Here is a 24,109-nt window from a genome sequence, read left to right as displayed (position 1 = left end):
CTCTACCGACGACACTGTGACCAGCGTCGGGCGCACCCGGGGAGTTCCCCGGACGCGCCCCGCGCGGTCACGATCGGGTCACCGACGCCGCTGCCGGGCCACCTCGTAGAGCGTGACGCCCGTGGCGAGCCCCGCGTTGAGCGACTCGACGGCCGAGCTCATCGGGATCGAGACGATCTGGTCGCACGTCTCGCGGACGAGGCGCGAGAGGCCCTTGCCCTCCGAGCCGGTGACGATGACGAGCGGCTCGGTCGCCAGCGTGAGGTCGGGCAGCTCGACGTCGCCGTCCATGTCGAGGCCGAGCACGAAGAACCCGGCCTTCTTGAACTCCTCGAGCGCCCGGGTCAGGTTGCTCGCCTTGGCCACCGGGATGCGCGCCGCCGCACCGGCGGAGGTCTTCCAGGCCGAGGCCGTCATGCCGACCGAGCGCCGCTCGGGCACGACGACGCCGTGGCCGCCGAACGCCGCGACCGAGCGGACGATCGCGCCGAGGTTGCGCGGGTCGGTGATGCCGTCGAGGGCCACGACGAGCGGGATGCCGGGCATCTCGGGGTCGATGAGGTCGGCCGGTTCGGCATAGTCGTAGGGCGGCACCTGGAGCGCGAGGCCCTGGTGCACGCCGCCGTCGGTGAGCCGGTCGAGCTCGCCGCGCGGCGTCTCGAGGATGGCCAGGCCCCGCTCGGTCGCGAGCTTGAGGGCCTCGCGGACGCGGTCGTCGGTGTCGATGCGGGTGGCGACGTACATCGTGGCCACCGGCACCTCGGCGCGCAGCGCCTCGACGACGGAGTTGCGGCCGTAGACCATCTCGCTCGAGGTCTTGCTGCGGCTCTTGGGGCGCGAGGCCGCACGCGGTCCGGACGAGCCGGAGCCGGAGCGCTTGGCCGCCGCCTTGGCCCGCTTGTGCGCGGGGTGGTACTCGCGGTCGGCCGCCTTGGGCGTGGGGCCCTTGCCCTCGAGGCCGCGGCGGCGCTGGCCGCCGGAGCCGACGGTCGGCTTCTTGCCGCCCTTGCGGACGGCGCCGCGACGCTGGGAGTTGCCTGGCATGGGAGTCCTTCGGTTCGGGTGGGTCGGCGGGTCAGTCCGCCGCGGCCTCGTGGCGCTCGGGCCGCGTCAGCGACCACTCGGCGCCCGAGGGCGTGTCGGTGATGGCGATGCCGGCGGCCACGAGCGCGTCGCGGATCTCGTCGGCACGGGCGAAGTCGCGCTCCTGGCGGGCGTGCTGGCGCGCTTCGAGCTGGACGCGGACGAGGGTGTCGAGCGCGGACTCGGCCACGGCGTCGCTGCCCCGGTGGGTGCCACCCCAGTGGGTCGCGAGCGGGTTGACGCCGAGCACGTCGGTCATCGCGACGACCGACGCAGCGGCGGCGAGGGCGGCCTCGTCGTCGGCGTCGTCGAGGGCGGTGTTGCCGGCACGCACGGTGTCGTGCACGACGGCGAGCGCCCCGGACACCCCGAGGTCGTCGTCCATCGAGGCGACGAACTCGGCCGGCAGCGCCGACGCGGCTGCGGCAGCCGCGACGTCGCCGCGGCGGGCAGCCCGCTCGAGGAAGCCCTCGATGCGCTCGACCGCAGCGGCCGCCTCGTCGAGCGAGCCCGGGTGGTACTCGATCGTCGACCGGTAGTGCGCGGCCGTGAGGAAGTAGCGCAGCACGATCGGGCGCGTCGTCTCGAGCAGGTGGCGCACCTCGAGGGCGTTGCCGAGCGACTTGCCCATCTTCTCGCCCTTGACCGTGACCCACGCGTTGTGGAGCCAGTACCGGGCGAAGCCGAGGCCGGCCGCGCGCGACTGCGCGAGCTCGTTCTCGTGGTGCGGGAAGCGCAGGTCGATGCCGCCGCCGTGGATGTCGAACTCCTCGCCGAGCCAGCGCCGAGCCATCGCCGAGCACTCGAGGTGCCAGCCGGGGCGGCCGGCGCCGAACGGCGTCGGCCACGAGGCGGTCTCGGGCTCCTCGGACTTGCGGCCCTTCCACAGGGCGAAGTCGCGGGGGTCGCGCTTGCCGCGGGGGTCGGCGTCCTCGGCCGCCACCATGTCCTCGATCGACTGGTTGGACAGCGACCCGTACTCGGGCCACGAGCGCACGTCGAAGTAGACGTCGCCCGAGCCGTCGGGCGCCGGGTAGGCGTGACCCTTCTCGACGAGGGTCTCCATCAGGGTGACCATGTCGGGGACGTGCCCGGTGGCCCGCGGCTCGTAGGACGCCGGCTCGACGCCGAGCGCGTCGAGGGCGAGGGTGGTCAGCCGCTCGTTGCGGTAGCTGAGGGCGAACCAGTCCTCACCGGACTCGGCGGCCTTGCGCAGCACCTTGTCGTCGATGTCGGTGACGTTGCGCACGAGGGTGACCGCGTAGCCGTGGCCGGTCTCGAGCCACCGGCGCAGCACGTCGAAGGCGACGGCGAAACGGATGTGCCCGATGTGCGGGGCGCCCTGGGTCGTGAGCCCACAGATGTACATGCCCACCTTGCCGGCCTCGCGCGGCGTGAAGTCGCGCAGCTCCCGGGTGGCGGTGTCGAACAGTCGTAGGCTCACCCGCCGCAGTCTATCGGCGCGCGGGCATCGCTCCGGACGCGTCGACGCGGGGCCCCTGCAGGCCGCACGGCCCGCACTACGCTGCGGCCATGGCGGAGCCGCGGCTGACCAGCTACGAGCGTCTCGACGGCCACGAGGTGCGGGCCGTCGTCGACTACCTCGGGGAGCGCGTCGACGAGTTCCTGCCGCGCCACCCGGGGTTGCGGGCGGCCACGGCCGAGCTCGGCACCTTCGTCGACGACCTCCTCGCCGGCGAGCGCCGGTGGGCGACGCTGCGGCGCGTGCTCGTGTGGGTCTCACGCGTGCTCATCGTTCTCGTCGTCGCCACGGCGGTCGTGGCCGTGGTGTTCGCCGTGCGCGACGCGGCCGCCGACGCCGGCGGCCTCAAGGCCTTCGAGTGGATCCCGTTGCTGGAGAGCGCGATCCAGGACCTCGTGTACGCCGGCGTCGCGATCTGGTTCCTGCTGTCCCTGGCGGACCGCGTCGTGCGGGCCGACCTCATGCGACGGCTGCACCGGCTGCGGTCGCTCGCGCACGTCATCGACATGCACCAGATGAGCAAGGACCCGGCCGCCCTGCTGCCCGGCACCGCCCGGGCCGAGCCGCAGGGGCCCGACGTCGTCAGCCCGCGCACGCTGTCGGTGCGCGACTACGGCGTCTACCTCGACTACTGCTCCGAACTGCTGTCGCTGACCTCGAAGGCGGCGGCCCTGTGCGCCGAGGAGTCGACCGACGCGCTCGTGCTCGACACGGTGAGCGAGATCGAGACGCTGACGACCGGGATGAGCCGCAAGATCTGGCAGAAGATCAGCCTCCTGCGGGCCACCCCGCGCACCTGAGCCGGCGGTCAGTGGCCGCGCGCCACCCAGGCGTCGAGGTCGGGCGCCTCGGCGCCGACGCGCGTCGCGTCGCCGTGCCCGGTGAGCACGACGGTGTCCTCGGGCAGCCCGAGGACGCGCTCGCGCAGCGAGTCGATGATCGCCCCGAAGTCCGAGAACGAGCGACCGGTGGCCCCGGGGCCGCCCTGGAACAGCGTGTCGCCGGAGAAGAGGACGCCGAGGGCGGGCACGTGGAAGCAGCAGGCGCCGGGCGCGTGGCCCGGCGTGTGCAGCACGTGCATGTCCACGTCGCCGACCCGCACGACGTCGCCGTCGGCGAGCTCGCGCGTCGGGGCGAGACCCGGGTGGGTGCGCTCCCAGAGGACGCGGTCGGCGGGGTGCAGCGCCACCTCGGTGCCCGGGCGGGCCTCGAGCAGGCCCGGCACGGCCGACACGTGGTCGTCGTGGGCGTGGGTCAGCAGCACCGCGACGATCCTCCGGTCCCCGACGAGGTCGAGCACCGCGCCCGATTCGTGCGGCGCGTCGACGACGACGCACTCGCGGTCGTCGCCCAGCACCCAGACGTTGTTCTCGACGTCCCACGTGCCGCCGTCGAGGCTGAAGGTGCCCGACGTGGTCGCGTGCTCGACGCGGACGCCGCCCGGCGAGGTGGGCAGCTCGGGAAGGGCCGTCACAGGACCACGACCGAGCGCAGCACGTCGCCGCCGTGCATCTTCTCGAACGCCGCTTCGACGTCGCCGATGCCGATGCGCTCGGTGACGAACGCGTCGAGGTCGAACCGCCCCTGCCTGTAGAGGTCGACGAGCATCGGGAAGTCGCGGCTGGGCAGGCAGTCGCCGTACCAGCTCGACTTGAGCGCGCCGCCGCGGCCGAAGACGTCGATGAGCGGCAGGGTCAGCTGCATGTCGGGCGTCGGAACGCCGACGAGCACGACGGTGCCGGCCAGGTCGCGGGCGTAGAAGGCCTGCTCGTAGGTCTCGGGCCGGCCGACCGCCTCGATGACGACGTCGGCGCCGTTGCCACCGGTCAGCTCGCGGATTGCCTCCACCGGGTCGGTCTCGCGGCTGTTGACGGTGTGGGTGGCCCCGAAGTGCCTGGCCTTCTCGAGCTTGCGGTCGTCGACGTCGACGGCGATGACCGTCGTGGCGCCGGCGATGCTCGCCCCGGCGATCGCGGCGTCACCGACGCCGCCGCAGCCGATGACGGCCACGGAGTCGCCGCGTCGCACGTTGCCGGTGTTGACCGCGGCCCCGAAGCCGGCCATGACGCCGCAGCCGAGCAGGCCGACGGCGGCCGCGTCGGCCTCGGGCACCGTGGTGCACTGGCCGGCGGCCACGAGCGTCTTCTCGGCGAACGCACCGATGCCGAGGGCCGGCGTCAGCTCGGTGCCGTCGGTGAGCGTCATCTTCTGCGTCGCGTTGTGGGTCGCGAAGCAGTACCACGGCTGGCCCTTGGCGCAGGCGCGGCACTGGCCGCACACGGCTCGCCAGTTGAGGATGACGAAGTCGCCGGGCGCGACGTCGGTGACGCCCTCGCCGACCGCCTCGACGACGCCGGCGGCCTCGTGCCCGAGCAGGAACGGGAACTCGTCGTTGATGCCGCCCTCGCGGTAGTGCAGGTCGGTGTGGCAGACGCCGCAGGCCTGCACGGCCACGACGGCCTCACCGGGGCCGGGATCCGGCACGACGATGTCGACGAGCTCGACGTCGGCACCCTTGCTCCGGGCGATGACACCCTTGACGGTCTGCGGCACGGTGATGCTCCTTCGCATGGCGGGGTCGGGCGTTCGCCACCGATCCTGCCAAACGCGCCGCTGACGCAGCCGCCCGGTCCGTCCGGTCCGTCACGTCAGCGGCCGTCGACGCGGTGTCCGTTCTCGCCGATGCGGTCCTCGTCGCCGACGCGGTCGGTGTCGTCCGTGCGGTCCGCACGCTCGCCGTCGGCGTCGAGGCCGTCGATGCGGTTGCCGTCGTCGTCGGTGCGCACGTCGGGGTCGTGCAGGTCCGCCTGGCGCAGCCGTTCGTCGCGCTCGTGCCGCACCTCGTCGAGGCCGCCGGCACGCTCACGGGCCTGCGCCTCGAGCCGTTCGGCCTCGAGGCGCTGCTTCTCGGCCTCGGCCTGGGCCAGCTGGGCCCGGGCCTGCGCCTCGCTCGCGCCCACCTCGCGCTCGCGCAGCAGGCGGTCGTGCGTGTCCGCCTCCTTACGCATCTGCTCGGCCCGCTCCCGCTCCACGCGCTCCCTGCTGCCGCGCGACCGCGACATCAGGGCGGCGACGACGACGGCCACGACCACCACGGCAATGACGATCCAGATGATGGTGCTGGTCTGCATGAGGTCCTCCTCGGTCAGCCTCCGAGACGGCTGCACGCCGCTCCTGACCTCGCCCTACCCCCGTGGGCGGCGGCCAACCGAATCACCCACCGGGCTCGACGGCGTGACCCGGCTCCGGTCCGGCATTCAGGAGCGAGCGACGACGAGGGCGGTGGCGAGCGCCGCCACGCCCTCGCCGCGGCCGGTGAGCCCGAGACCGTCGGTCGTCGTGCCGCTCACCGAGACCGGGGCGCCGGCCGCCGCCGAGAGCGCCGCCTCGGCCTCGGCGCGGCGGGTACCGACCTTGGGCCGGTTGCCGACGACCTGCACCGCGACGTTGCCGATCTCGAACCCGGCCTCGCGCACGAGCCGCGCCGCCTCGGCGAGCAGCGTGGCGCCCGACGCACCGGCGAGCTCGGGACGCGCCGTGCCGAAGTGGGCGCCGAGGTCACCGATGCCGGCGGCCGAGAAGAGCGCGTCGCAGGCGGCGTGCGCGGCGACGTCGGCGTCGGAGTGCCCGTCGAGGCCTCGCTCGCCCGGCCAGTGCAGCCCGGCCACCCACAGCTCGCGGTCCGACCCCGCGGGCGCGAGGGCGTGGACGTCGACGCCGACGCCGACGCGCGGGAGGGCGGTCACCGGCCGTCCTTCCAGTCGATGGGGCCGCGGTGCAGCTTGTGCGGTGCGGCCTGGGCCACGGGCTTGACGACCATGGTGTCGATGTTCACGTGCTGGGGCAGCCCGACGACGAAGGCGATGCACCGGGCGACGTCGTCGGCCACGAGCGGCCGGTCGACGCCGTCGTAGACCTTGTCCGCCGCCGCCTGGTCGCCACCGAGGCGCGTCAGCGAGAACTCCTCGGTGTGCACCATGCCGGGGCGGATGTCGACGACGCGGATGTTCTCGCCGTTGAGCTCGAGGCGCAGCGTCTCGGAGACGACCGACGTGCCGTGCTTGGCCGCGACGTAGCCGCCACCGCCCTCGTACACGCGCTCGCCCGCGATCGAGGACACGTCGACGATGGTGGCCCGCGCCGAGCGTCGCAGCAGGGGCAGCACGGCCTGCGTGACGCGCATCGTGCCGACGACGTTCGTCGCGTACATCCGCTCCCACTCGTCCGCGTCGCCGTCCTCGACGCGCGTCACGCCGAGCGCGCCACCGGCGTTGTTGACGACGACGTCGCACCGCCCGAGGGTCGCGACGCCGGCCTCGACGCTCGCGGCGTCGGTGACGTCCATGACGAGGGCGCGCGCCGCCGGGCCGATCTGCGCCACGACGGCCTCGAGCCGGTCGGCGCGTCGTCCGGCCACGACGACGTCGAAGCCGTCGGCGGCGAGGCGCTGCGCGGTGGCGGCGCCGATGCCGGTGCCTCCGCCGGTGATGAGGGCGAGGGGTCGGGTCTGGTCAGCCGGCTGCTCGGTCACGCGACCGAGGATAGGCGCTCAGCGGTCCGACGCACGGCGCGGTCCGGAGCCGGCGTGGGAGCGCCGGAACCGGTGCGCCCGCGACGTGCCGGCGGGAGTCGTCAGGAGGACGACGCGAGGAGGCGGGTGGCCGTCTCGAGGTCGTCGGGCGTCGTCACCTTGAGCGCGAGGCGGTGGCCCTCGACGACGAGGACCGGCTCGCCGAGGCGCTCGACGAGCCCGGCGTCGTCGGTGGCCTCGCTCGAGACGGCGTGGGCGCGGGCCAGGACCTCACGGCGGAAGCCCTGCGGGGTCTGCACGGCCCGCAGCGAGGACCGGTCGGGCGTGGCCACGACCCGGCCCGAGGCGTCGACCTGCTTGACGGTGTCGACGACCGGCGTGCCGGGGACGACGGCCACCGCCCCGGCCTCGACGGCCGCGACGACGCGCGCAAACACCTCCGGCGGCGTCAGGCAGCGAGCGGCGTCGTGGACGAGGACGACGTCGACGGACGCGTCGAGGGCGGCGAGCCCCGCGGCCACCGAGTCGCCGCGCTCGGCTCCCCCGGTGACGACCGCGGGCTCCGGGCCGCCCGACGCGTGCTCGGCGGCGGCGAGGCGGCAGGCCTCCTGCGCCGGCCCGACCCACTCGGCCGGCGCGACGACGACGACCTGGTGCAGGTCGGGGCACGACAAGGCCCCCCGCAGGGCGTGCCCGAGGAGGGGCCGCCCGGCGAGGGGCACGAACGCCTTGGGGACACCGGCCCCCAGACGCGAACCGGAGCCGGCCGCGACGACGATGACGCCGACGCGACCGGCTCCGGTGCGGCCGTTCAGGATGAGGCTCGCCGTCAGGAGGCGAGGACCTCGTCGAGGATCGACTCGGCCTTGTCCTCGTCGGTCTTCTCCGCGAGCGCGAGCTCGGAGACGAGGATCTGGCGGGCCTTGGCGAGCATCCGCTTCTCGCCGGCCGACAGGCCGCGGTCCTGGTCGCGACGCCAGAGGTCGCGCACGACCTCGGCCACCTTGATGACGTCGCCGGAGGCGAGCTTCTCGAGGTTCGCCTTGTAGCGGCGGGACCAGTTGGTGGGCTCCTCGGTGTGCGGGGTGCGCAGGACCTCGAAGACCCGGTCCAGCCCCTCCTGGCCGACGACGTCACGGACGCCGACGAGGTCGCAGTTCTCTGCGGGCACCTCGATCGTGAGGTCGCCCTGGGCGACCTTGAGCTTCAGGTAGAGCTTGTCCTCTCCCTTGATCGTGCGTGTGTTGATCTCCTCGATCAGTGCCGCCCCGTGGTGGGGGTACACGACCGTCTCGCCGACCTTGAAAACCATGTGCTGTTTTCCCCTTTCGCGACCCCCAGATTATCACGACGGCGCGCACATCGCGATCTCAGGATCCGGCATCTGCGCAGGTCAGAGCCACAGTTGGTCACTCATCCGTCCCCTCCGACGTCTTGACAGAACGGCGGTCGACATGCATCGCGCGAGCGCCCCCACGGGCCCGCGACGCGTCCGTGGCACCCGTCGCGACAGGACGCGGCCGCTGCGTGCCTGCGCCACAAGGGCGTCGGGGTACGGGTCCGGACGCGACGCCCGACCGGCCGCTTGTAGGCTGTGCCCCGTGAAGCGTCGATTCCTCGTGCAGACCCCCGTGCGTCGCCGTGTCTCGGCGCTCGCCGCCGGCCTCGCCCTCGCCGCCGTGACGGCCGGGTGCCAGGTCAACTCCCCGGTCCAGACCGATGTCGCGTACGTGCCGGCCGACGGCGTGCCCGCCGACGTGGGCCAGCTCGCCGTGCGCAACCTCGTGCTCGTCGGCGACGGCACCGGCCAGGCGGTCGTCACCGGCTCGGCCATCAACCTCGGCACCGACCCGATGACGGTCAAGTTCGTGCCGCAGGCGGCCCAGGGCGCCACGGCCGCCCCGTCGGGCTCCGAGGTGCCCCTCGGCCCGCGCGAGCAGGTCGACCTCGCCGGCAAGGGCCTGCAGCTCTCGGGCGTCACCGCCAAGCCGGGCACGCTCGTGCCGGTCACCATCACCTCGAGCACCGGCGGCACCACGGTCGCCCAGGTGCCGGTCCTCCCGCCCGACGGCTACTACTCGACCGCGACGCCCGCGCCCACCGGCACGACCACCGGCTGACCGGCGCCGCACCGCCGCACGACGACACGACGGCCGCCCCGCATCGCGCGGGGCGGCCGTCGTCGTTCGCGGGGCCCGAGGCCCCGTCGGTGGTCAGCTGGCCTCGAACTTGTAGCCCAGGCCCCGCACCGTGACGATGTGCACCGGGCTGGCCGGGTCGGGCTCGATCTTGGCGCGCAGCCGCTTGACGTGCACGTCGAGGGTCTTGGTGTCGCCGACGTAGTCGCTGCCCCAGACCCGGTCGATGAGCTGCATCCGGGTCAGCACCCGGCCGGAGTTGCGCAGCAGCATCTCGAGCAGCTCGAACTCCTTGAGGGGCAGCGACGCCGTCTCGCCGCGGACGCTGACGGTGTGCCGTTCGACGTCCATCCGCACCGGTCCGGCCTCGAGCGTCGAGGGCAGCAGGTCCTCGGGCTCGGTGAGGCGGCGCAGCACGGCCTTGACGCGCGCCAGCAGCTCGCGGCTCGAGTACGGCTTGGTGACGTAGTCGTCGGCGCCGATCTCCAGGCCCACGACCTTGTCGATCTCGCTGTCCTTGGCGGTGAGCATGATGACCGGGACCGACGAGCGCTGGCGCAGCGCCCGGCACACGTCGACGCCCGACAGGCCGGGGAGCATGAGGTCGAGCAGGACGAGGTCGGCGCCGTTCTTGTCGAACTCGGCCAGGCCGTCGGGGCCGGTCTCGGCCACGGCGACGTCGTACCCCTCCTTCTTCAGCAGGTAGGAGAGCGGGTCGGAGAACGAGACCTCGTCCTCGACGATCAGGATGCGGCTCAAGGGGTCCTCTTCAGGGATCGGGCGACTCAGGCGACGGTGTGGGACGGGTGCTCGGTCGAGCTGGAGGAGGTCGGGCTGGAGGGTGCGGGGGTCAGCGACGCGGGCGACGCGGGCGACGCGTCCGGCGCGGCGGGCGCCGCGGGTGCGGCCGGCGTCGTGAAGACGGTCACGGACGCGTCGGCCGGCGGGCCGCCGGCCGGTCGGACCGGAGGCGTGGCCGCGGGCAGCTCGATGGTGAACGTCGAGCCGCGGCCGGGCTCGGACCAGACGCGGACGTGGCCGCCGTGGTTGTCGGCGACGTGCTTGACGATCGCGAGGCCGAGGCCGGTGCCACCGGTGGCGCGCGACCGGGCCGTGTCGACGCGGTAGAAGCGCTCGAAGATGCGGGCCTGCTCCTCCGGGGCGATGCCGAGGCCCTGGTCGGTGACCGACACGTCGACGAGGCCGCCCGGCGTCCGGCGCACCGTGACGCCGACCCGGGTGTCGCGGTCGGAGTAGGCGATGGCGTTGCCGACGAGGTTGCTGATCGCGGTCGTGACCAGCTCGGCGTCGCCCCACACCTCGCAGCCCGGCTCGACGGAGCTGGCCAGCGTGATCCCCTGCTCCTCGGCGAGCAGCCGGCTGCGCTCGACGGCGTCGTCGGCGCACGCCCCGACGTCGGTGAGCTGCGGCTCCTTGATGACGTCGGCGCCCTGCAGGCGCGAGAGCTCGACGATCTCCTTGACGAGCCGCGTCAGACGCGTCGACTCGACGCCGATGCGGGTCGCGAACCGCGCGACCGCCTCGGGGTCGTCGTGCGCGTCGCGGATGGCCTCGGCGAGGAGGGCGATGCCCCCGACGGGCGTCTTGAGCTCGTGGCTGACGTTGGCGAGGAAGTCGCGGCGGATCTCGTCGACGCGCGCGGCCTGGGTGCGGTCCTCGACGAGGAGGAGCACGTGGTTGGCCCCGAGCGGTGCGACGCGCGCCGAGACGACGATGCGACCCTCGCCGATCCCCTTGCGCAGCTCGAGCTCGGCCTCGCGGATGACGCCGTCGCGGCGGACGGCGCGCGCGAGGTCGAGCAGCTCGGTGTGCACGACCTCGTGGCCGCGCACGAGGCCGTGGGCCACGGCCGCCGGCGAGTTGTTGACGACGCGGTCGGAGGCGTCGAGGAGGATGCCGCTCGAGCGCAGCACGGCGATGACCTCGGCGACACCGGGCGGCAGGGCCGGCTCGGGGGCCAGCACCTCCTCGGCGGCGGTCGAGCGGTCGGACAGGCGAACGGCCACCATCGCCACCCCGCCGAGGGCGAGGCCGGCGATGCCACCGAGCGTTGCCGCGGTCGTCGGGTCCACGTCACCAAGCGTACGCACGGCCGACGCGTGCTCCGGACGCGTGGACGGCCCGCACGCGGGCCAGGAACCGAGTGTTCACCTTGGCGCACCCACCCGTTCACGCAGCGGTGCCACCCTCTGCGGGACAGGGTCGTGTCGGCCGTGTGTCGAGCGCCGCGCAGTGGCAGGGTGGGAAGGACGCTGGGACGTGTCCGCAGCGCCACCGTGTCGGCGGCCCCGCACCACGAGCCGCACGCCCCGGTGCCCACGCCGGGCCGGAGACGGCCCAGAACGGCTAGCGACAGGAAGAGCATGCGCGACCAGTTCCACGAGGACCTCGACACCATCACGGACCAGCTCGTCGAGCTGACCCGCCTGGCCGGGTCCGCCATCTCCCGCGCGACGACCGCCCTCCTCGACGCGGACGTCCACCTCGCCGAGTCGGTCATCGAGGCCGACCGCAAGCTCGACGACATCCGCATCGAGCTCGACGAGCGGTCCATCGACCTCCTCGCCCGGCAGCAGCCCGTGGCGACCGACCTGCGCATCGTCGTCACGTCGATGCACATGAGCTCGGACCTCGAGCGCATGGGCGACCTCGCCCGGCACGTGGCCAAGGTGGCGCGGCTGCGCACGCCCGACTCCGCCGTGCCGCCCGAGCTGCGCGCCCACATCCTGCAGATGGGCCAGGTCGCCGAGTCGATCGTGGCCAAGTGCGGCTCGATCATCGCGAGCAAGGACGTCGCGGCGGCCATCGCCCTCGACAAGGACGACGACGCCATGGACGAGCTGCACCGGCAGCTCTTCGCGGCGCTGCTCGACGAGAACACGTCGTGGTCGCGCAGCTCGATCCTCGACCTGACGCTCGTCGGCCGCTACTACGAGCGCTTCGCCGACCACGCCGTCTCGGTGGCGCGGCGCGTCATCTACCTCGTCACCGGCGAGTACGACTCCGAGGTCAGCTACGACCACGAGGACGCCGAGGACGCCGACGTGCTCGAGTCGATCGAGCACGACTCCCACGCCTGACGCGTCCGCCGCACCGTCGAAGGGCCACCTCCCGCCATGGGAGGTGGCCCTTCGAGGTGCTCGGGGGTGCGCGTCGTCAGCGGCCCTGGTTGGCGACCGCGGCGGCGGCCTCGGCGGCGGCCTCGGGGTCGAGGTAGCGACCGCCGCGGGTCACCGGGCGGAAGTCGTCGTCGAGCTCGTAGACGAGCGGCATGCCGGTGGGGATGTTGAGCCCGGCGATGTCCTCGTCGGAGATGTCGTCGAGCGTCTTGACGAGGGCCCGCAGCGAGTTGCCGTGCGCCGCGACCATGACCGTCAGGCCGTCGGCGAGGTCGTTCTGGATCTCGTTCTCCCAGTAGGGCAGCATCCGGGCGACGACGTCCTTGAGGCACTCGGTGGCCGGCATCGCCTCGCCGAGCCCGGCGTAGCGCGCGTCGTGGGTCTGGGCGAACTCGTCCTCGGGGTCGATCGCCGGCGGCGGCACGTCGTAGGAGCGGCGCCACAGCATGAACTGCTCCTCGCCGAACTGCTCGAGCGTCTGCTTCTTGTTCTTGCCCTGGAGCGCGCCGTAGTGCCGCTCGTTGAGCCGCCAGTCGCGCTTGACCGGGATCCAGTGGCGGTCGGCCGCGTCGAGCGCGAGGTTGGCCGTCGTGATGGCCCGGCGCAACACCGAGGTGTGCACGATGTCGGGCAGGATGCCGGCCTCCTTGAGCTGCTGCCCGGCGCGCACGCCCTCGGCGCGGCCCTTGTCGGTCAGGTCGACGTCGACCCAGCCGGTGAAGAGGTTCTTGGCGTTCCAGTCGCTTTCGCCGTGGCGGACGAGGACGAGCGTGTAGGTCATGCGCGCCAGCCTAGCGACGGCCGTTCAGGCCTCCGAGGCGTCGTCCAGCAGGTGACGGAAGGCGTCGAGGTTGCGGGTCGACTCGCCGCGCGAGACGCGCCAGGCCCACTCCTTCCTCATCGAGCCGAGGAAGCCGAGCGCGAGGAGCTCGTTGAAGACGTCGTCGCTCGCGGCGAGCACGATGCCGAAGAGCTGGTCGAGGTGCTCGGCGTCGAGCGCGACCGTCGGCACCTCCCCGCGCAGGTAGACGTCGCCGTCGGTGTCGATGGCGTACGCGACGCCCTGCAGCCGCAGGTTCTTGCGCAGCAGGGCCCGGTAGAACGCCTCGTGGTTCTCGTCGGGGTTGCGGATGACGAAGGCGCTGACGCTCGTCGTGCGGTCGCGCACGAGCAGGGACACGACGGTCTTGAGCTTCTTCTCCCCGGGCAGGGTCACGACGTACTCGCCCGCGCGCCCGCCGAGCTCCCACTCGAGGTCGACGGAGTCGAGGTAGCCGCGGAGACCGGCCTCCGCGTCGGCGCGGACGCCCTCGGCGGGTGCCGTCACGGGATCACCGCGGTGGGCACGCCGGTCAGGCTCTCGCCGTCGTCGATGGGTGAGTCGGGTGCGTCGCTGCGGGCTCGCATGGCCCGACGGTACGCGTCGAGGAGGCGGTCGGTCGTCGCGGCCCACCCGAACCCGGCGGCGTGGCGCACGGCACGGCGACCCAGCCGGGCGCGCAGGGGCTCGTCGAGCAGGAGCGCGTCGAGGGCGTCGGCCCACTCCCCCGTGTCGTGGCCGGGGACGAGGAGGCCCGCGTCGCCGACGGCCGTGGGCAGGCCACCCACGTCGGCGGCGACGACGGGGGTGCCGCAGGCCTGCGCCTCGATCGCGACGAGGCCGAACGACTCGGAGTAGCTGGGGACGGCGACGACGTCGGCCGCGCGGTACCAGCGCGCGAGCTCGGGTCGGGCCACCGGGCGGACGAACCGGACGACGTCGGCGACGCCGAGGGCCGCGGCGAGCTCCTCGAGGTCGCGGGGCCGGGCCAGGCCCGAGCCGCTCGGGCCACCGAGCACGGCCACGGTGAGGCGCTCGCGACGCGTCGGGTCGCGGCGGACCATCTCGGCGGCGGCGCGCACGAGGACGTCGGGGGCCTTGAGCGGCTGGATCCGCCCGACGAAGAGCAGCAGGTGGCCGTCGACGGGCAGGCCGAGCTCGCTGCGCGCCTGCGACCGGTCGCCGGGCGTGAACGTCTCGAGGTCGACGCCGGGCGGCACGACCGACACCTTGCCCGGGTCGGCGTCGTAGAGCTGGACGAGCTCGCGGGCCTCGTCGTCGGTGTTGGCCACGAGCCGGTCGGCGGCCTCGACGACCTGCACCTCCCCGATCTCGCGCCCGCGCGGCTCCGGGGCGTCGCCCTCGGCGAGGTGGAGGTTCTTGACCCGGGCCATCGTGTGCATCGTGTGCACCAGGGCGACGCGCCAGCGGTCGGCGGCGAGCCAGCCGACCTGGCCGGAGAGCCAGTAGTGGCTGTGGACGAGGTCGTAGTGGTCCTCGGGCACCGACAGCCCGGCGTGCATGATGCCGGCCGAGAAGGCGCACAGCTGTCCGGGCAGGTCCTCCTTGGAGAGGCCCTCGTACGGCCCCGCCGTGACGTGCCGGACGCGGACGCCGGGCACGAGGTCGGCCTCGACCGGGACGTCGCCGGTGGTGCGCCGGGTGAAGATGTCGACCTCGACCCCGCGGGAGGCCAGCTGGCGCGCCGTCTCGGCGACGTACACGTTGAGGCCGCCGGCATCGCCCGTGCCGGGCTGCTCCAGCGGCGAGGTGTGCACGCTGATCATCGCGACCCGTCTCGGATCGGCCACCGTCGGCATCCCTTCGTCTGTGGTCCCTGCTCTCCCCGACACAACCATCCCGCCGATTCGATGTATTCCGCGGTCGCCGGTGACCTGCCCCTCCGGCGCACCCGTCGACTCGGGGGCGGCGGGGTCGCCCGCGTAGGCTGCGGGCGTGGCCGGCCGCGCTCGCCCCGTCGGGACCATCACCCGGGGCACGACGAACCCCAACCGGCTCAGGCGCTGCGACCGCTGGCTCGCCGGCCCGCAGGCCTGGCGGCTGCGCCGCAGCCCCGGCCCCCCGGTCGTCGTCGACCTCGGCTACGGCGCCTCGCCGATCACCGCCGTCGAGCTGCACGACCGGCTGCGTCGGGTGCGCCCCGACGTGCAGGTCGTCGGCGTCGAGATCGACCCGGCGCGCGTCGCGGCGGGACGGCCGCTCGAGCGCGAGGGCCTCACCTTCCGCCTCGGCGGCTTCGAGGTGCCCCTCGAGGCCGGCGCCCGCCCGACCGTCGTGCGCGCCTTCAACGTGCTGCGCCAGTACGCCGAGGACGAGGTGGCCGACGCCTGGGCGCTCGTGCAGCAGCGCCTCGCCCCCGGCGGCCTCCTCGTCGACGGCACGTGCGACGAGATCGGGCGGCGGGCCAGCTGGGTGGCCGTCGACGCGTCCGGGCCGCTCAGCCTCACCGTGTCGCTGCGGATGGGCGGGCTCGAGCGGCCCTCCGACGTCGCCGAGCGCCTGCCCAAGTCGCTCATCCACCGCAACGTGCCCGGCGAGCGCGTGCACGCCTTCCTCGGCGACCTCGACCGGGCCTGGGCGCGCAGCGCGCCGCAGTCGTCGTGGGGCGCGCGGCAGCGCTTCCTCGCCATGGCCCGCGAGGTCCGGCAGGAGTGGCCGCTTCTCGACGGTCCCTCGCGATGGCGCCTCGGCGAGCTCACGGTGGCCTGGGAGGCCGTCGCCCCCGCCTGAGTCCCCTTGGCCCCGACGCGGCCGACCCCCGAACCACATGGACCGCCCGAAGCCCCCCAACCCGGACGAAAAACTCCCGGGTCCGCGGTCCGCCGCCGGCGTGGAGCCCGGGCGTAGCATGAGCGACATGTCGCAGGGCGGCATGGCCGCGTGGGGGCGGGGTCGTGGAGTGAGCTTCTACGCACTCGACAACGAGGGTGTCACGGCCGTGGCGAGGTACGTCGCCGACGGTTGGGACCATGACGAGTGCGTCGTCTCGATCTGCACGACGGACCTACGGCGACGCGTGGAGGGCGCGCTCGCCAGGCTCGGCTGCGATCCTGCCGCCGAGGTGGCCTCCGCCCGGTACTGGCCGCGCGACCCCGAGGCCTCGATCGCCGGCTTCGTCCTCGACGGACGCTTCGACGTCGACGCCTTCTGGCGCATGGCGCGCACGCTCGTCGGCCCCGAGGTCTCCGGCGGCCGCCGCGTCCGCGTCTTCAGCGAGACCCTGTCGCTGCTGTGGCAGCGCGGGCTCGTCGAGGCGGCGATCGAGCTCGAGCTGCACTGGGCCGAGGCGATGGACGCCTACGGCTTCCAGCTCGTCTGCGCCTACCCGGGCCGCATCGTCGACCACGCCGAGCTCGTCGACGTCGCCCGCATCACGGCCCTGCACGTCGACCTGCACGTCGACCCGGCTGCCCGGGCGGGCGCGTCCGGCGAACCCGGCGCACCACGGGTGACCCCGCAGCTCGGGCTGACCCACGCGTACTCGCAGGTGTACCAGCCGCTGCCCGAGTCGGTGCCGGCCGCGCGTCACTTCGTCCTCGACGTGCTGCGCTCGTGGGGCCACGACGGCCTCACCACCGACGCGGCCCTCATCGTCTCGGAGCTGGCGACCAACGCGCTCTCCCACGCCGTGACCCCGTTCCGGGCCCTCGTGGAGCGGCGCGACGGCGGCGTGCGCATCGGCGTCGAGGACGCGACCGACGCCCCGCTCGAGCGTCGCGAGCGCTCGGCGGACGCCGTCGACGGGCGCGGCGTCGAGATCGTCGAGGCGCTGTCGGGCACGTGGGGCGCGCAGTCGCTGCCCGGCGGGAAGGTCGTCTGGGCCGACCTCGACCTGTCGGACTGACCCGCGGCGCCGGCGCTGACGCACGGGGCCGGACGCACGGGGCCGGACGCACGGGGCCGGACGCGCGCGTGCCGCCGGACCCCAGGGGTCCAGCGGCACGTGAGGATGCTCGACGCGTCGCGCTCAGCGCGCGTAGTCGTCCTCGAGGCGCTCGATGTCGTGCTCGTCGAAGTGGCCGAAGCCGACCTCGAGGAGGCGACCCGGCTGGTCGCCGGAGTTGCCCATGCGGTGGGTGGCCCCACGCGGGACCCAGACGGTCTCGCCCGGGCCGGCGGTCCACTGCCGGTCGTCGACGGTGATGTCGATCGGCACGTCGAGGACCTGCCACATCTCGCCGCGGTGGTCGTGACGCTGGAGCGAGAGCCGGTGCCCGGGCTGCACCGTGATGATCTTCACGGTGACCTGCTCGTTCGACACGAACTGCTGGAACCGTCCCCACGGCCGCTCGGCGACGAAGATGTCCTCGGTGGGGTTGCGGTCGCCGAGGTCGTACTCGTCAGGTCCGTGCGACGGACGCGCGTCGTGCAGGTGCGCGTCGACGTCGTCGACGACGGCAGCAGCAGGCTGCTGGTCGGACATGGTTCTCCTATCGGTTGTGAGTGCACCAGTGTGCCCCATGGGCAGCGGTGCCTGCGCCCGACGGCGTGCGAGATCGCCGGCCGGGGCCGGGCTCGCGCCTCACCAGGGGCGGTCGGACCGCCCGCCGAGGCCGCGCACCTGGCGCAGGGCCGGCCGGACGTCGGCGAGGTAGACCGCCGCCCCGACGAACCCGAGCAGGCCGAACAGGCTGAGGGGGTTGAGGACCGTCACGAAGCCCAGCGCCAGGGCGACGCCGAGCAGGACGAGCCAGAAGGTGCGGGTGCGCTTGCCCGCGGCGACGTAGGCGCCCTCCGGGTGCCGGAGCGCGTCGACGAAGGCCCAGACCTCGCAGCCGAGCGCGACGACACCGAGGACGAGCTGCACGACGCTCTGGAACCCGTAGTAGAGCTGCATGGTGGAAGCGTAACCCGCGTCTCTGGGCCCGAACCCGTCCAGCGGTCTCCCAGCGGACGCCCAGCCCGGGGCCGCCTCAGGCGTCGACGACGAGCGTCACGGGTCCGTCGTTCACGAGCGAGACCTGCATCATCGCCCCGAAGCGGCCCTCGGCCACCTCGACCCCGCGCGACCGCAGCGCCGCGACGACCTCGCCGACGAGCGGTTCGGCCACGGGACCGGGTGCCGCGGCGCCCCACGACGGACGCCGGCCCTTGCGGGTGTCGGCGTAGAGGGTGAACTGGCTGACGACGAGCACCGGTGCGCCGGTGTCGAGCACGCTCTGCTCGTCGCGCAGGATGCGCAGCTCGGCGATCTTGCGGGCCAGCCGCTCGACCTGCTCGGGACCGTCGCCGTGGGTCACGCCGACGAGGGCGAGCAGCCCGGGCCGGTCGATGGCGCCGACGACCTCGCCGTCGACCTCGACGCGGGCGCTGGTGACGCGCTGGAGGACCGCACGCACGTGGGTCGCCCCGCCTCAGATGCCGACGGCGACGACCGAGCCGACGGGCTGGCCGTGCCCGAGGACCGGCTGGTGCTCGAGGGCGGCCAGGGTGTCCTCGGCGTCGACGCCGATGCGGCGCAGGACGGCCGCGAGGACGACCGGCCGCGCCCGCGAGGACCCGTCGGCGACCTTGACGGCGACGCCGCGGCCGTCGGGCAGGCCGACCGCGTAGACGGCCTCGGCGCCGTCCTTGGCCACGAGGCCGTCGACGCCGCGGATCAGCGTCGTGACGTCGCGGTGGGTGCCGCCGAGGTACTCGGGGTAGGCGCGGATCGCCGCGCTGATGCGGGCCTCGGGGCCGTCGGTGGCTGCGGCGAGGCGGCCGAAGGCGAGGGCCAGCGCCGATAGCGGGATGGCGTGGATCGGGGCGCCGCAGCCGTCGACGGCCACCGCGCCCGGCTCGGCGCCGGACAGCTCGCGCACGGTGTCGGCCACGGCGACCTGCAGCGGGTGGGCCGGGTCGCGGTAGGTGGCGAGGTCCCAGCCGTTGGTCACGCAGGTGGCGAGCATGGACGCGTGCTTGCCCGAGCAGTTCTGCACGATCGACTGCTTGGGCAGGCCGTTCGCGATCCAGGCGATGCGGGCGGCCTCGTCGTAGGGGTAGTCCGGGGTGTTCTGCAGGTCGGTCTCGGTCAGACCCGCACCGGCGAGGATCTCGCGGGCGGCCGCGACGTGGAAGTCCTCGCCGGAGTGGCTCGAGCACGCGAGCGCGAGGTGGAGGTCGTCGGTCTGCAGGCCCGAGCGGAGCATGGCGAGCGCCTGCAGCGGCTTGCTCGAGCTGCGCGGGAACACCGGGCCCGACGCGTCGCCCACCTCGAGCTCGACCGAGCCGTCGGGGGCGGTGACGACGACGGTGCCGTGGTGGACCGACTCGACGAAGCCGGCGCGCACGACGTGCGCGACGACGGGGGCGTCGGCGAGGGCCGGCGACACGGGCGTCGCGTCGGGCGTCGCGTCGGGGGCGTTGGCGGACGGGGTCTGCGCGTGGTCGGACACGACCCGCAGTATGCCGGAGGGGCCCGGTGACGCGGCGAGGGCCGCCACCGGATCGGTGACGGCCCTCGTGCGAGCGGGTGCGGGTCGGGTCAGGACTGGGTCGTCGTGGCCTTCGTTGCGGTCTTCTTCGCGGCGGTCTTGGCCGTGGCGGCCTTCTTGGCCGTCGACTTCTTGACGGCGGACTTCTTGGCCGCCGTCTTGCGCGAGGCGGTCTTCGTCGAGCCGGTCGTGGTCTCGGCGTCGTTGGCCGGCGAGGAGGTGCGGGCGGCGACCTTGCGGGTCGTCGTCGACTCGACGGCGTCGGCCTTGCGGGTGGCCGCCGACTTCTTGGCGGCCGCGGAGCGGAGGGCCTTCTCGTGCTCGGCGGTGCGCGTGGCCGGGACCGGCGCCGCGGCCTTCTCGACGGCGGCGGCCGACTTCTCGACCTGGGCGGTCACCGTGGCGGCGTCGTCGGACACGGCACCGAGGACGCTCTGGGCGACCTTCTCGCCCTCGGCGGTCGCGGTGCTCGCGACGCGGCGACCGCGGGCGATGACGGCGTTGCCCTTCTCGACGGCGTCGAAGGCGGCGCGCTGGCCCTGGGCGCGGGCGTCGGTGACGACCTTCTCGCCGCGGGCGGCGGCGGCGTCGTACTGGTCCTTGGCGTTGCTCGCGAGGACGAAGCCCTGGTTGAGCACGTGGGCCGGCAGCTCCTGGGCCTGCGCGACGAAGCGGTCCGCGTACGTCGCGGCGATGCGCTGCAGGTCGGCGGTGCGGGCCTGGAGGTCGACGATGCGCTTCTGGAGGTCCTTCTGCAGCTGGTCGGCCTCCTTGCGGGCGCCCTTGCGCAGGTCGACGTTCTTGGCCTGCTTGCGCCCCGCGTCGAGCTGCTCGCCGGCGGTGCGGACCGTGGCGATCGCGAGGTTGGCGGCGCCGACGACGGCGTAGAACGGGGTCGGGTCGACGGTGACCTCGGGGATGCGTCCGTCGATCTGCCCGCGGACGTCGGCCACGGCGGCCTCGGCCTGCTTCTGGGCGTCCTTGACGGCCTTGGTGATCTTCTTGGTCAGTGCCATCTCACTTCTCCTTCTGGGTGACGTCAGGGGTCGCGGCGGCGGTGCCGACGAACGACAGGTAGATCTCGACGAGGACGCCTCGCTGGCGGTCGGTGAGGACCGGGTCGGCGGCGATCGCGGTGAGCACGTCGGGGGCGGTGACCGGGTCGTCGCCGACCCGCTCGTCGAGGATCCCCGCCCGGATGTAGAGCGACTCGGCCGAGACCTGCAGGCCCTTGGCGATCTGCTGGAGGATCTCGGCGCTCGGGCGCTTGAGGCCTCGCTCGATCTGGGACAGGTACGGGTTGGAGACCCCGGCCATCTCGGCGAGCTGGCGCAGCGACAGCTGGGCGTTCTCGCGCTGTTCGCGCAGGTACGCCCCGAGGTCGGGTAGCGGAAGCTTGCTCACCCCTCCATTGTGCTAACTGGAGCAAGCAGAATGCAAACCCCAGGCAGCGTGAGCCGTCCCACACTCGGCGGGCCGGCCACGTGAAAGGCCGGTGGGAGGCCAGCGGGAGGTCAGCGGGTGCGGCGGTCCCTGATGCCGAGGACGGCGCGCGCCTCGACGGTCGACATCGGCGGCCGCTGCATCAGCGTCGCGAGCTCGGCTGCGCGAGAGACGAGCTCGCTGTTGTGGGCAACCGGCTGGCCCTTGGCGAACATCAGGTTGTCCTCCATACCGACCCGCAGGTGACCCCCGGCCGACAGCGCGGCGGCGACGATCGGCAGGTGCGCCCGGCCGATGCCGGTGGCCGACCAGCTCGTCACCTCCTCGGGCAGCATCGCGACGCCGGCGAGCAGCGCCTGCGGCGTCCCGGGCATCGACCCGGGGACGCCGGTGACGAAGTCGACGTGCACCTTGCCGCCGTAGGGCAGCCCGCACTCGTCGATGAGCCGGCGCAGCGCGTGCACGTGACCGAGCTCGAACAGCTCGAACTCCGGCACGACCTCCCTCTCCTGCGCCTGCCGGTAGAGGTCGACCATGAACCCCCACGGGTTGAGGAAGACGCCGTCGCCGAAGTTCGTCGTGCCGCACGTCAGCGAGCACGAGTCGGGGTCGGCGTCGAGAACGGTCAGCCGCTGCTCGAGCGGGTCGGTGACGGCACCGCCGGTCGAGAGCTGCACGACGAGGTCGGTGGCCTCGCGCACGGCGTCGACGGCCTCCTTGAGCAGCACCCGGTCGAGCGTCGGCTGGTGGTCGCGGTCGCGCACGTGGATGTGGATGAGCCCGGCGCCGGCCCGCTCGCACGCGACGGCCGTCTCGACGAGCTCCTCCGGCGTCGTCGGCAGGGCCGGGACGTCCGCCTTCGCGGTCTCGGCGCCGGTGGGCGCGACGGTGATCAGGGTGCTCGCGGCGCTGCGTGCAGGACTCATGGCGTCATCCTGCCAGCGCGGGCCGCTCCCGACTGGCCCGAACGGCCCGACGCGTCAGGGCACCCGGGCGGCGGCGTCAGGGGGCGACGATGACGGTCTGCGCGGCCGACAGCCCGTCGACGAGCAGCTCGAGGCCGGGGTCGGTGTTGCGCTTGACGATCGCGAGGGCGATGGGCCCGTCGACGTGGTGGCGGCCGACCGACGTGAGGTGGCCGACGACGCGGTCGCCCGCGAGCACCTCGCTGCCCCGCGCCGGCAGGGTGTGGCCCGAGCCGTCGAGGTGCAGGAAGACGAGCCGACGCGGCGGCCGGCCGAGGTTGTGCACGCGCGCGACGGTCTCCTGCCCGCGGTAGCAGCCCTTGTGCAGGTGCACGGCGGTGCGCAGCCAGTCGACCTCGTGCACGATCGTGCGGTGGTCGGTCTCGAGGCCGAGCCGCGGGCGCCAGGCGGCGACGCGCAGCGCCTCCGCGGCCCACAGCCCTGCGAGCGGCCGATCACCCACGGCTGCAACGAGATCCGCGCGCGGCACGATGACCTCGCGCCAGGACCGCTCGGTTCCGGGATGGCCCTCGGTGGGGCCGTAGGCCGTGGTGTCGCCGACGAGGTCAGGCCACGGGTCGCGCCAGGCCAGCGGCTCGCCCTCGACCGACTCCGACGCGTGGGGCTCGCCCAGGACGGCCCAGTCGTCGGTGACGAGAGCGACCTCGACGCGGAGCATGAAGCGCATCCTGTCGAGCCACCCGGCCAGGGCCGGGCCCGCGCCGGGCTCGGTGGTGACCCACGTCGTCGTGCCGTCGTCGACGAGGTGCAGCGAGTGCTCGACGTGGCCCTTCGGCGTCAGCACGAGGGCCTCGCGCGACTGCCGCGGCTCCAGGCCGAGCAGGTGCTGGGTGGTCAGCGAGTGCAGCCAGCTGAGCCGGTCCGGGCCGGTGACGGTGATGACGTCGCGGTGCGACAGGTCGACGACCGCCAGGCCCTCCTCGAGGAGGCGCTGCTCACGCATCGGGTCGCCGTAGTGCACGGCCACCCCGGCCTCGAGCCCCTCCCCCGCGACCGCGCGGGGCGCGTCGAGGAGCGGGCTGCGGTGGCTCGCGCGGGCGGGTGCTGCGGGCACGTCGACGTCACTCATGTCGGTGGAACGAGCGGCGCGGGGGCTGCATTCCGCGGGGCCGTCACTCGACGCGCTTGAGCTGGGCCGAGAGGTGACTCTGCATGTCCTGGCCGACGGCCGCCATGTCCATGACCCACATCAGCTGGGACTCGACCAGGCCGTACAGGCGGGTGGCCGCGTTGTACTCCTTGGCGCCCGGCGAGCGCAGGACGCCGTCGGTGCGCAGCTCGATCTTGGCCGGCTCCATCTTCCCGTAGTAGAGCTCGAGGATGCCGGTCGGGTGGGCGAGGAGCAGCTCGACCTCGCCGTTGTCCAGGGGACGCCAGAAGCCGGACTCGACGGCGGCCGGGCGCACCTTGGCGCCGTTCTCGGAGTCGAGGATCCACGCCTTGCTCTCCCACTTGAGGAAGCCGCGGCCGTCGTGGCTCACCTCGATCTCCTGGCCGAAGTGCGCCGACTCGATCGTCGGGTAGCCGACGACCCCGGCGCCCTCCCAGCGTCCGATGAGCCAGGCGAGGGGTCGCAGCGGCTCCGGGATGTCCTGGTCGAGGTTGAACATGCCCGGAATCGTAGCCTGAGCCCATGGACTCCCCCGCCCGCTCGCTCGTCGTCAAGGTCACCTCCGGCGTCGAGGCGCCCGAACGGCTGTCGCAGGCGTTCACCGTCGCGGCCACGGCGGTGGCGAGCGGCGTCGAGGTGTCGCTGTGGCTGACGGGCGAGGCGTCGTGGATGGCGGTGCCCGGGCGGGCCGAGGCGTTCGAGCTGCCGCACGCCGCCTCGATCGTCGACCTGCGCGAGGCCGTCCTGGCCGGGGGCCGGCTCACGGTGTGCACCCAGTGCGCCGCCCGGCGCGACCTCACGGAGGACCGGCTCGTCGAGGGTGCGGTCATCCGCGGGGCCGCGGCGTTCGTCGAGGAGGTCATGGCCCCGGGCGCGCAGGCCCTCGTCTACTGACCACGTCGCAGGAACCGATCGTGGCCTCTCGACGGTCGGGAGC

The 24,109-nt window shown here is 73.8% G+C and carries 29 protein-coding genes; 6 read left to right on the top strand and 23 right to left on the bottom strand.

Annotated elements, in window-relative coordinates:
• Positions 1–78: 78 nt before the first annotated feature.
• Together rlmB and cysS are read right to left on the bottom strand one after the other, a co-directional pair.
• A complete protein-coding gene (gene rlmB, locus BIV28_RS11020) occupies positions 79–1,044 on the bottom strand; it encodes a 23S rRNA (guanosine(2251)-2'-O)-methyltransferase RlmB (RefSeq protein WP_076261806.1) in 966 nt (321 codons plus the stop codon).
• Between the two features lie 31 nt (positions 1,045–1,075).
• Positions 1,076–2,527 (bottom strand): cysteine--tRNA ligase, encoded by a 1,452-nt coding sequence (gene cysS, locus BIV28_RS11015; RefSeq protein WP_076261804.1) that lies wholly within the window; start codon positions 2,525–2,527, stop codon positions 1,076–1,078.
• A gap of 89 nt (positions 2,528–2,616) precedes the next feature.
• On the opposite strand from cysS, the gene BIV28_RS11010 reads away from it, so the two are divergent.
• Complete coding sequence (locus tag BIV28_RS11010; protein WP_083707254.1) at positions 2,617–3,366, top strand: hypothetical protein; 750 nt, start codon at positions 2,617–2,619, stop codon at positions 3,364–3,366.
• Between the two features lie 8 nt (positions 3,367–3,374).
• Here the strand turns inward: BIV28_RS11010 and BIV28_RS11005 are convergent, their stop codons facing one another.
• The 7 genes from BIV28_RS11005 to BIV28_RS10975 form a co-directional block, all read right to left on the bottom strand.
• On the bottom strand, positions 3,375–4,040 hold the full coding sequence (locus BIV28_RS11005) for an MBL fold metallo-hydrolase (RefSeq protein ID WP_083707253.1): 666 nt from the start codon (positions 4,038–4,040) through the stop codon (positions 3,375–3,377).
• Positions 4,037–5,119, bottom strand: a complete 1,083-nt coding sequence (locus BIV28_RS11000; protein ID WP_076261803.1) for an S-(hydroxymethyl)mycothiol dehydrogenase — start codon at positions 5,117–5,119, stop codon at positions 4,037–4,039. Before BIV28_RS11000 ends, BIV28_RS11005 begins: the two co-directional genes overlap by 4 nt.
• 95 nt (positions 5,120–5,214) lie before the next feature.
• Positions 5,215–5,697, bottom strand: coding sequence for a hypothetical protein (locus BIV28_RS10995; protein ID WP_076261801.1), 483 nt, complete (start codon positions 5,695–5,697; stop codon positions 5,215–5,217).
• A gap of 126 nt (positions 5,698–5,823) precedes the next feature.
• Positions 5,824–6,312 (bottom strand): 2-C-methyl-D-erythritol 2,4-cyclodiphosphate synthase, encoded by a 489-nt coding sequence (gene ispF, locus BIV28_RS10990; RefSeq protein WP_076261799.1) that lies wholly within the window; start codon positions 6,310–6,312, stop codon positions 5,824–5,826.
• Positions 6,309–7,097, bottom strand: coding sequence for an SDR family oxidoreductase (locus BIV28_RS10985; protein ID WP_076261797.1), 789 nt, complete (start codon positions 7,095–7,097; stop codon positions 6,309–6,311). Before BIV28_RS10985 ends, ispF begins: the two co-directional genes overlap by 4 nt.
• A gap of 101 nt (positions 7,098–7,198) precedes the next feature.
• On the bottom strand, positions 7,199–7,846 hold the full coding sequence (ispD, locus tag BIV28_RS10980; RefSeq protein ID WP_423221539.1) for a 2-C-methyl-D-erythritol 4-phosphate cytidylyltransferase: 648 nt from the start codon (positions 7,844–7,846) through the stop codon (positions 7,199–7,201).
• A gap of 80 nt (positions 7,847–7,926) precedes the next feature.
• Entirely contained in the window at positions 7,927–8,409 is a 483-nt protein-coding gene (locus BIV28_RS10975) for a CarD family transcriptional regulator (protein ID WP_076261794.1), read from the bottom strand.
• 289 nt (positions 8,410–8,698) lie between these two features.
• Between BIV28_RS10975 and BIV28_RS10970 the strand changes: the two genes are divergently transcribed.
• Positions 8,699–9,217, top strand: coding sequence for a hypothetical protein (locus tag BIV28_RS10970; protein WP_076261793.1), 519 nt, complete (start codon positions 8,699–8,701; stop codon positions 9,215–9,217).
• 93 nt (positions 9,218–9,310) lie between these two features.
• On the opposite strand, the gene BIV28_RS10965 is transcribed toward BIV28_RS10970, so the two are convergent.
• Both BIV28_RS10965 and BIV28_RS10960 read right to left on the bottom strand, forming a co-directional pair.
• Entirely contained in the window at positions 9,311–9,994 is a 684-nt protein-coding gene (locus BIV28_RS10965) for a response regulator transcription factor (protein WP_076261791.1), read from the bottom strand.
• Positions 9,995–10,020: 26 nt separating this feature from the next.
• Positions 10,021–11,328, bottom strand: a complete 1,308-nt coding sequence (locus BIV28_RS10960; RefSeq protein WP_083707252.1) for a sensor histidine kinase — start codon at positions 11,326–11,328, stop codon at positions 10,021–10,023.
• A gap of 291 nt (positions 11,329–11,619) precedes the next feature.
• Between BIV28_RS10960 and phoU the strand changes: the two genes are divergently transcribed.
• Complete coding sequence (phoU, locus tag BIV28_RS10955) at positions 11,620–12,336, top strand: phosphate signaling complex protein PhoU (protein WP_076261790.1); 717 nt, start codon at positions 11,620–11,622, stop codon at positions 12,334–12,336.
• 76 nt (positions 12,337–12,412) lie between these two features.
• Here the strand turns inward: phoU and BIV28_RS10950 are convergent, their stop codons facing one another.
• From BIV28_RS10950 to mshA, 3 genes are read right to left on the bottom strand one after another with little or no spacing between them, the layout of a single operon-like run.
• Complete coding sequence (locus tag BIV28_RS10950; RefSeq protein WP_207555925.1) at positions 12,413–13,156, bottom strand: phosphoglyceromutase; 744 nt, start codon at positions 13,154–13,156, stop codon at positions 12,413–12,415.
• A gap of 24 nt (positions 13,157–13,180) precedes the next feature.
• On the bottom strand, positions 13,181–13,702 hold the full coding sequence (locus BIV28_RS10945) for a type III secretion system chaperone family protein (protein WP_076261787.1): 522 nt from the start codon (positions 13,700–13,702) through the stop codon (positions 13,181–13,183).
• Positions 13,699–15,015, bottom strand: coding sequence for a D-inositol-3-phosphate glycosyltransferase (gene mshA, locus BIV28_RS10940; RefSeq protein ID WP_076261785.1), 1,317 nt, complete (start codon positions 15,013–15,015; stop codon positions 13,699–13,701). Before mshA ends, BIV28_RS10945 begins: the two co-directional genes overlap by 4 nt.
• Before the next feature lie 136 nt (positions 15,016–15,151).
• Between mshA and BIV28_RS10935 the strand changes: the two genes are divergently transcribed.
• Together BIV28_RS10935 and BIV28_RS19735 are read left to right on the top strand one after the other, a co-directional pair.
• Positions 15,152–15,946 carry a class I SAM-dependent methyltransferase gene (locus BIV28_RS10935; protein WP_076261783.1) on the top strand — a complete coding sequence of 265 codons (795 nt, stop codon included), beginning with the start codon at positions 15,152–15,154 and terminating at the stop codon, positions 15,944–15,946.
• A gap of 118 nt (positions 15,947–16,064) precedes the next feature.
• Positions 16,065–17,060, top strand: coding sequence for an MEDS domain-containing protein (locus tag BIV28_RS19735; RefSeq protein WP_207555924.1), 996 nt, complete (start codon positions 16,065–16,067; stop codon positions 17,058–17,060).
• Between the two features lie 123 nt (positions 17,061–17,183).
• Here BIV28_RS19735 and BIV28_RS10920 read toward each other — a convergent pair whose 3' ends face one another.
• The 9 genes from BIV28_RS10920 to BIV28_RS10880 all read right to left on the bottom strand — a co-directional run bounded on the left by BIV28_RS10920 (position 17,184) and on the right by BIV28_RS10880 (position 23,671).
• Positions 17,184–17,639 carry a phosphomannose isomerase type II C-terminal cupin domain gene (locus BIV28_RS10920; protein WP_076261782.1) on the bottom strand — a complete coding sequence of 152 codons (456 nt, stop codon included), beginning with the start codon at positions 17,637–17,639 and terminating at the stop codon, positions 17,184–17,186.
• Positions 17,640–17,738: 99 nt separating this feature from the next.
• Positions 17,739–18,053: a DUF2516 family protein gene (locus tag BIV28_RS10915; protein ID WP_076261780.1), complete on the bottom strand. Its 315-nt coding sequence runs from the start codon at positions 18,051–18,053 to the stop codon at positions 17,739–17,741.
• A 76-nt stretch (positions 18,054–18,129) separates the two neighbouring features.
• A complete protein-coding gene (dtd, locus tag BIV28_RS10910; RefSeq protein ID WP_076261778.1) occupies positions 18,130–18,555 on the bottom strand; it encodes a D-aminoacyl-tRNA deacylase in 426 nt (141 codons plus the stop codon).
• A gap of 15 nt (positions 18,556–18,570) precedes the next feature.
• Complete coding sequence (locus BIV28_RS10905) at positions 18,571–19,593, bottom strand: asparaginase (RefSeq protein ID WP_207555923.1); 1,023 nt, start codon at positions 19,591–19,593, stop codon at positions 18,571–18,573.
• A gap of 89 nt (positions 19,594–19,682) precedes the next feature.
• Positions 19,683–20,648 (bottom strand): hypothetical protein, encoded by a 966-nt coding sequence (locus BIV28_RS10900; protein ID WP_076261777.1) that lies wholly within the window; start codon positions 20,646–20,648, stop codon positions 19,683–19,685.
• 1 nt (position 20,649) lies between these two features.
• Positions 20,650–21,036 carry a helix-turn-helix domain-containing protein gene (locus BIV28_RS10895; RefSeq protein ID WP_076261775.1) on the bottom strand — a complete coding sequence of 129 codons (387 nt, stop codon included), beginning with the start codon at positions 21,034–21,036 and terminating at the stop codon, positions 20,650–20,652.
• A gap of 110 nt (positions 21,037–21,146) precedes the next feature.
• A complete protein-coding gene (locus BIV28_RS10890) occupies positions 21,147–22,001 on the bottom strand; it encodes a beta-keto acid cleavage family enzyme (RefSeq protein WP_076261774.1) in 855 nt (284 codons plus the stop codon).
• Positions 22,002–22,077: 76 nt separating this feature from the next.
• A complete protein-coding gene (gene ygfZ / locus BIV28_RS10885; protein WP_076261772.1) occupies positions 22,078–23,130 on the bottom strand; it encodes a CAF17-like 4Fe-4S cluster assembly/insertion protein YgfZ in 1,053 nt (350 codons plus the stop codon).
• A gap of 43 nt (positions 23,131–23,173) precedes the next feature.
• Entirely contained in the window at positions 23,174–23,671 is a 498-nt protein-coding gene (locus tag BIV28_RS10880; RefSeq protein ID WP_076261770.1) for a heme-binding beta-barrel domain-containing protein, read from the bottom strand.
• Between the two features lie 23 nt (positions 23,672–23,694).
• On the opposite strand from BIV28_RS10880, the gene BIV28_RS10875 reads away from it, so the two are divergent.
• Complete coding sequence (locus tag BIV28_RS10875; RefSeq protein WP_076261768.1) at positions 23,695–24,066, top strand: DsrE family protein; 372 nt, start codon at positions 23,695–23,697, stop codon at positions 24,064–24,066.
• Positions 24,067–24,109 lie beyond the last annotated feature (43 nt).

Origin of the sequence: Intrasporangium flavum (assembly GCF_001956915.1) — a bacterium.
GTDB lineage: Bacteria > Actinomycetota > Actinomycetes > Actinomycetales > Dermatophilaceae > Monashia > Monashia flava.
This window is presented reverse-complemented; position numbering and strand designations above follow the sequence as displayed.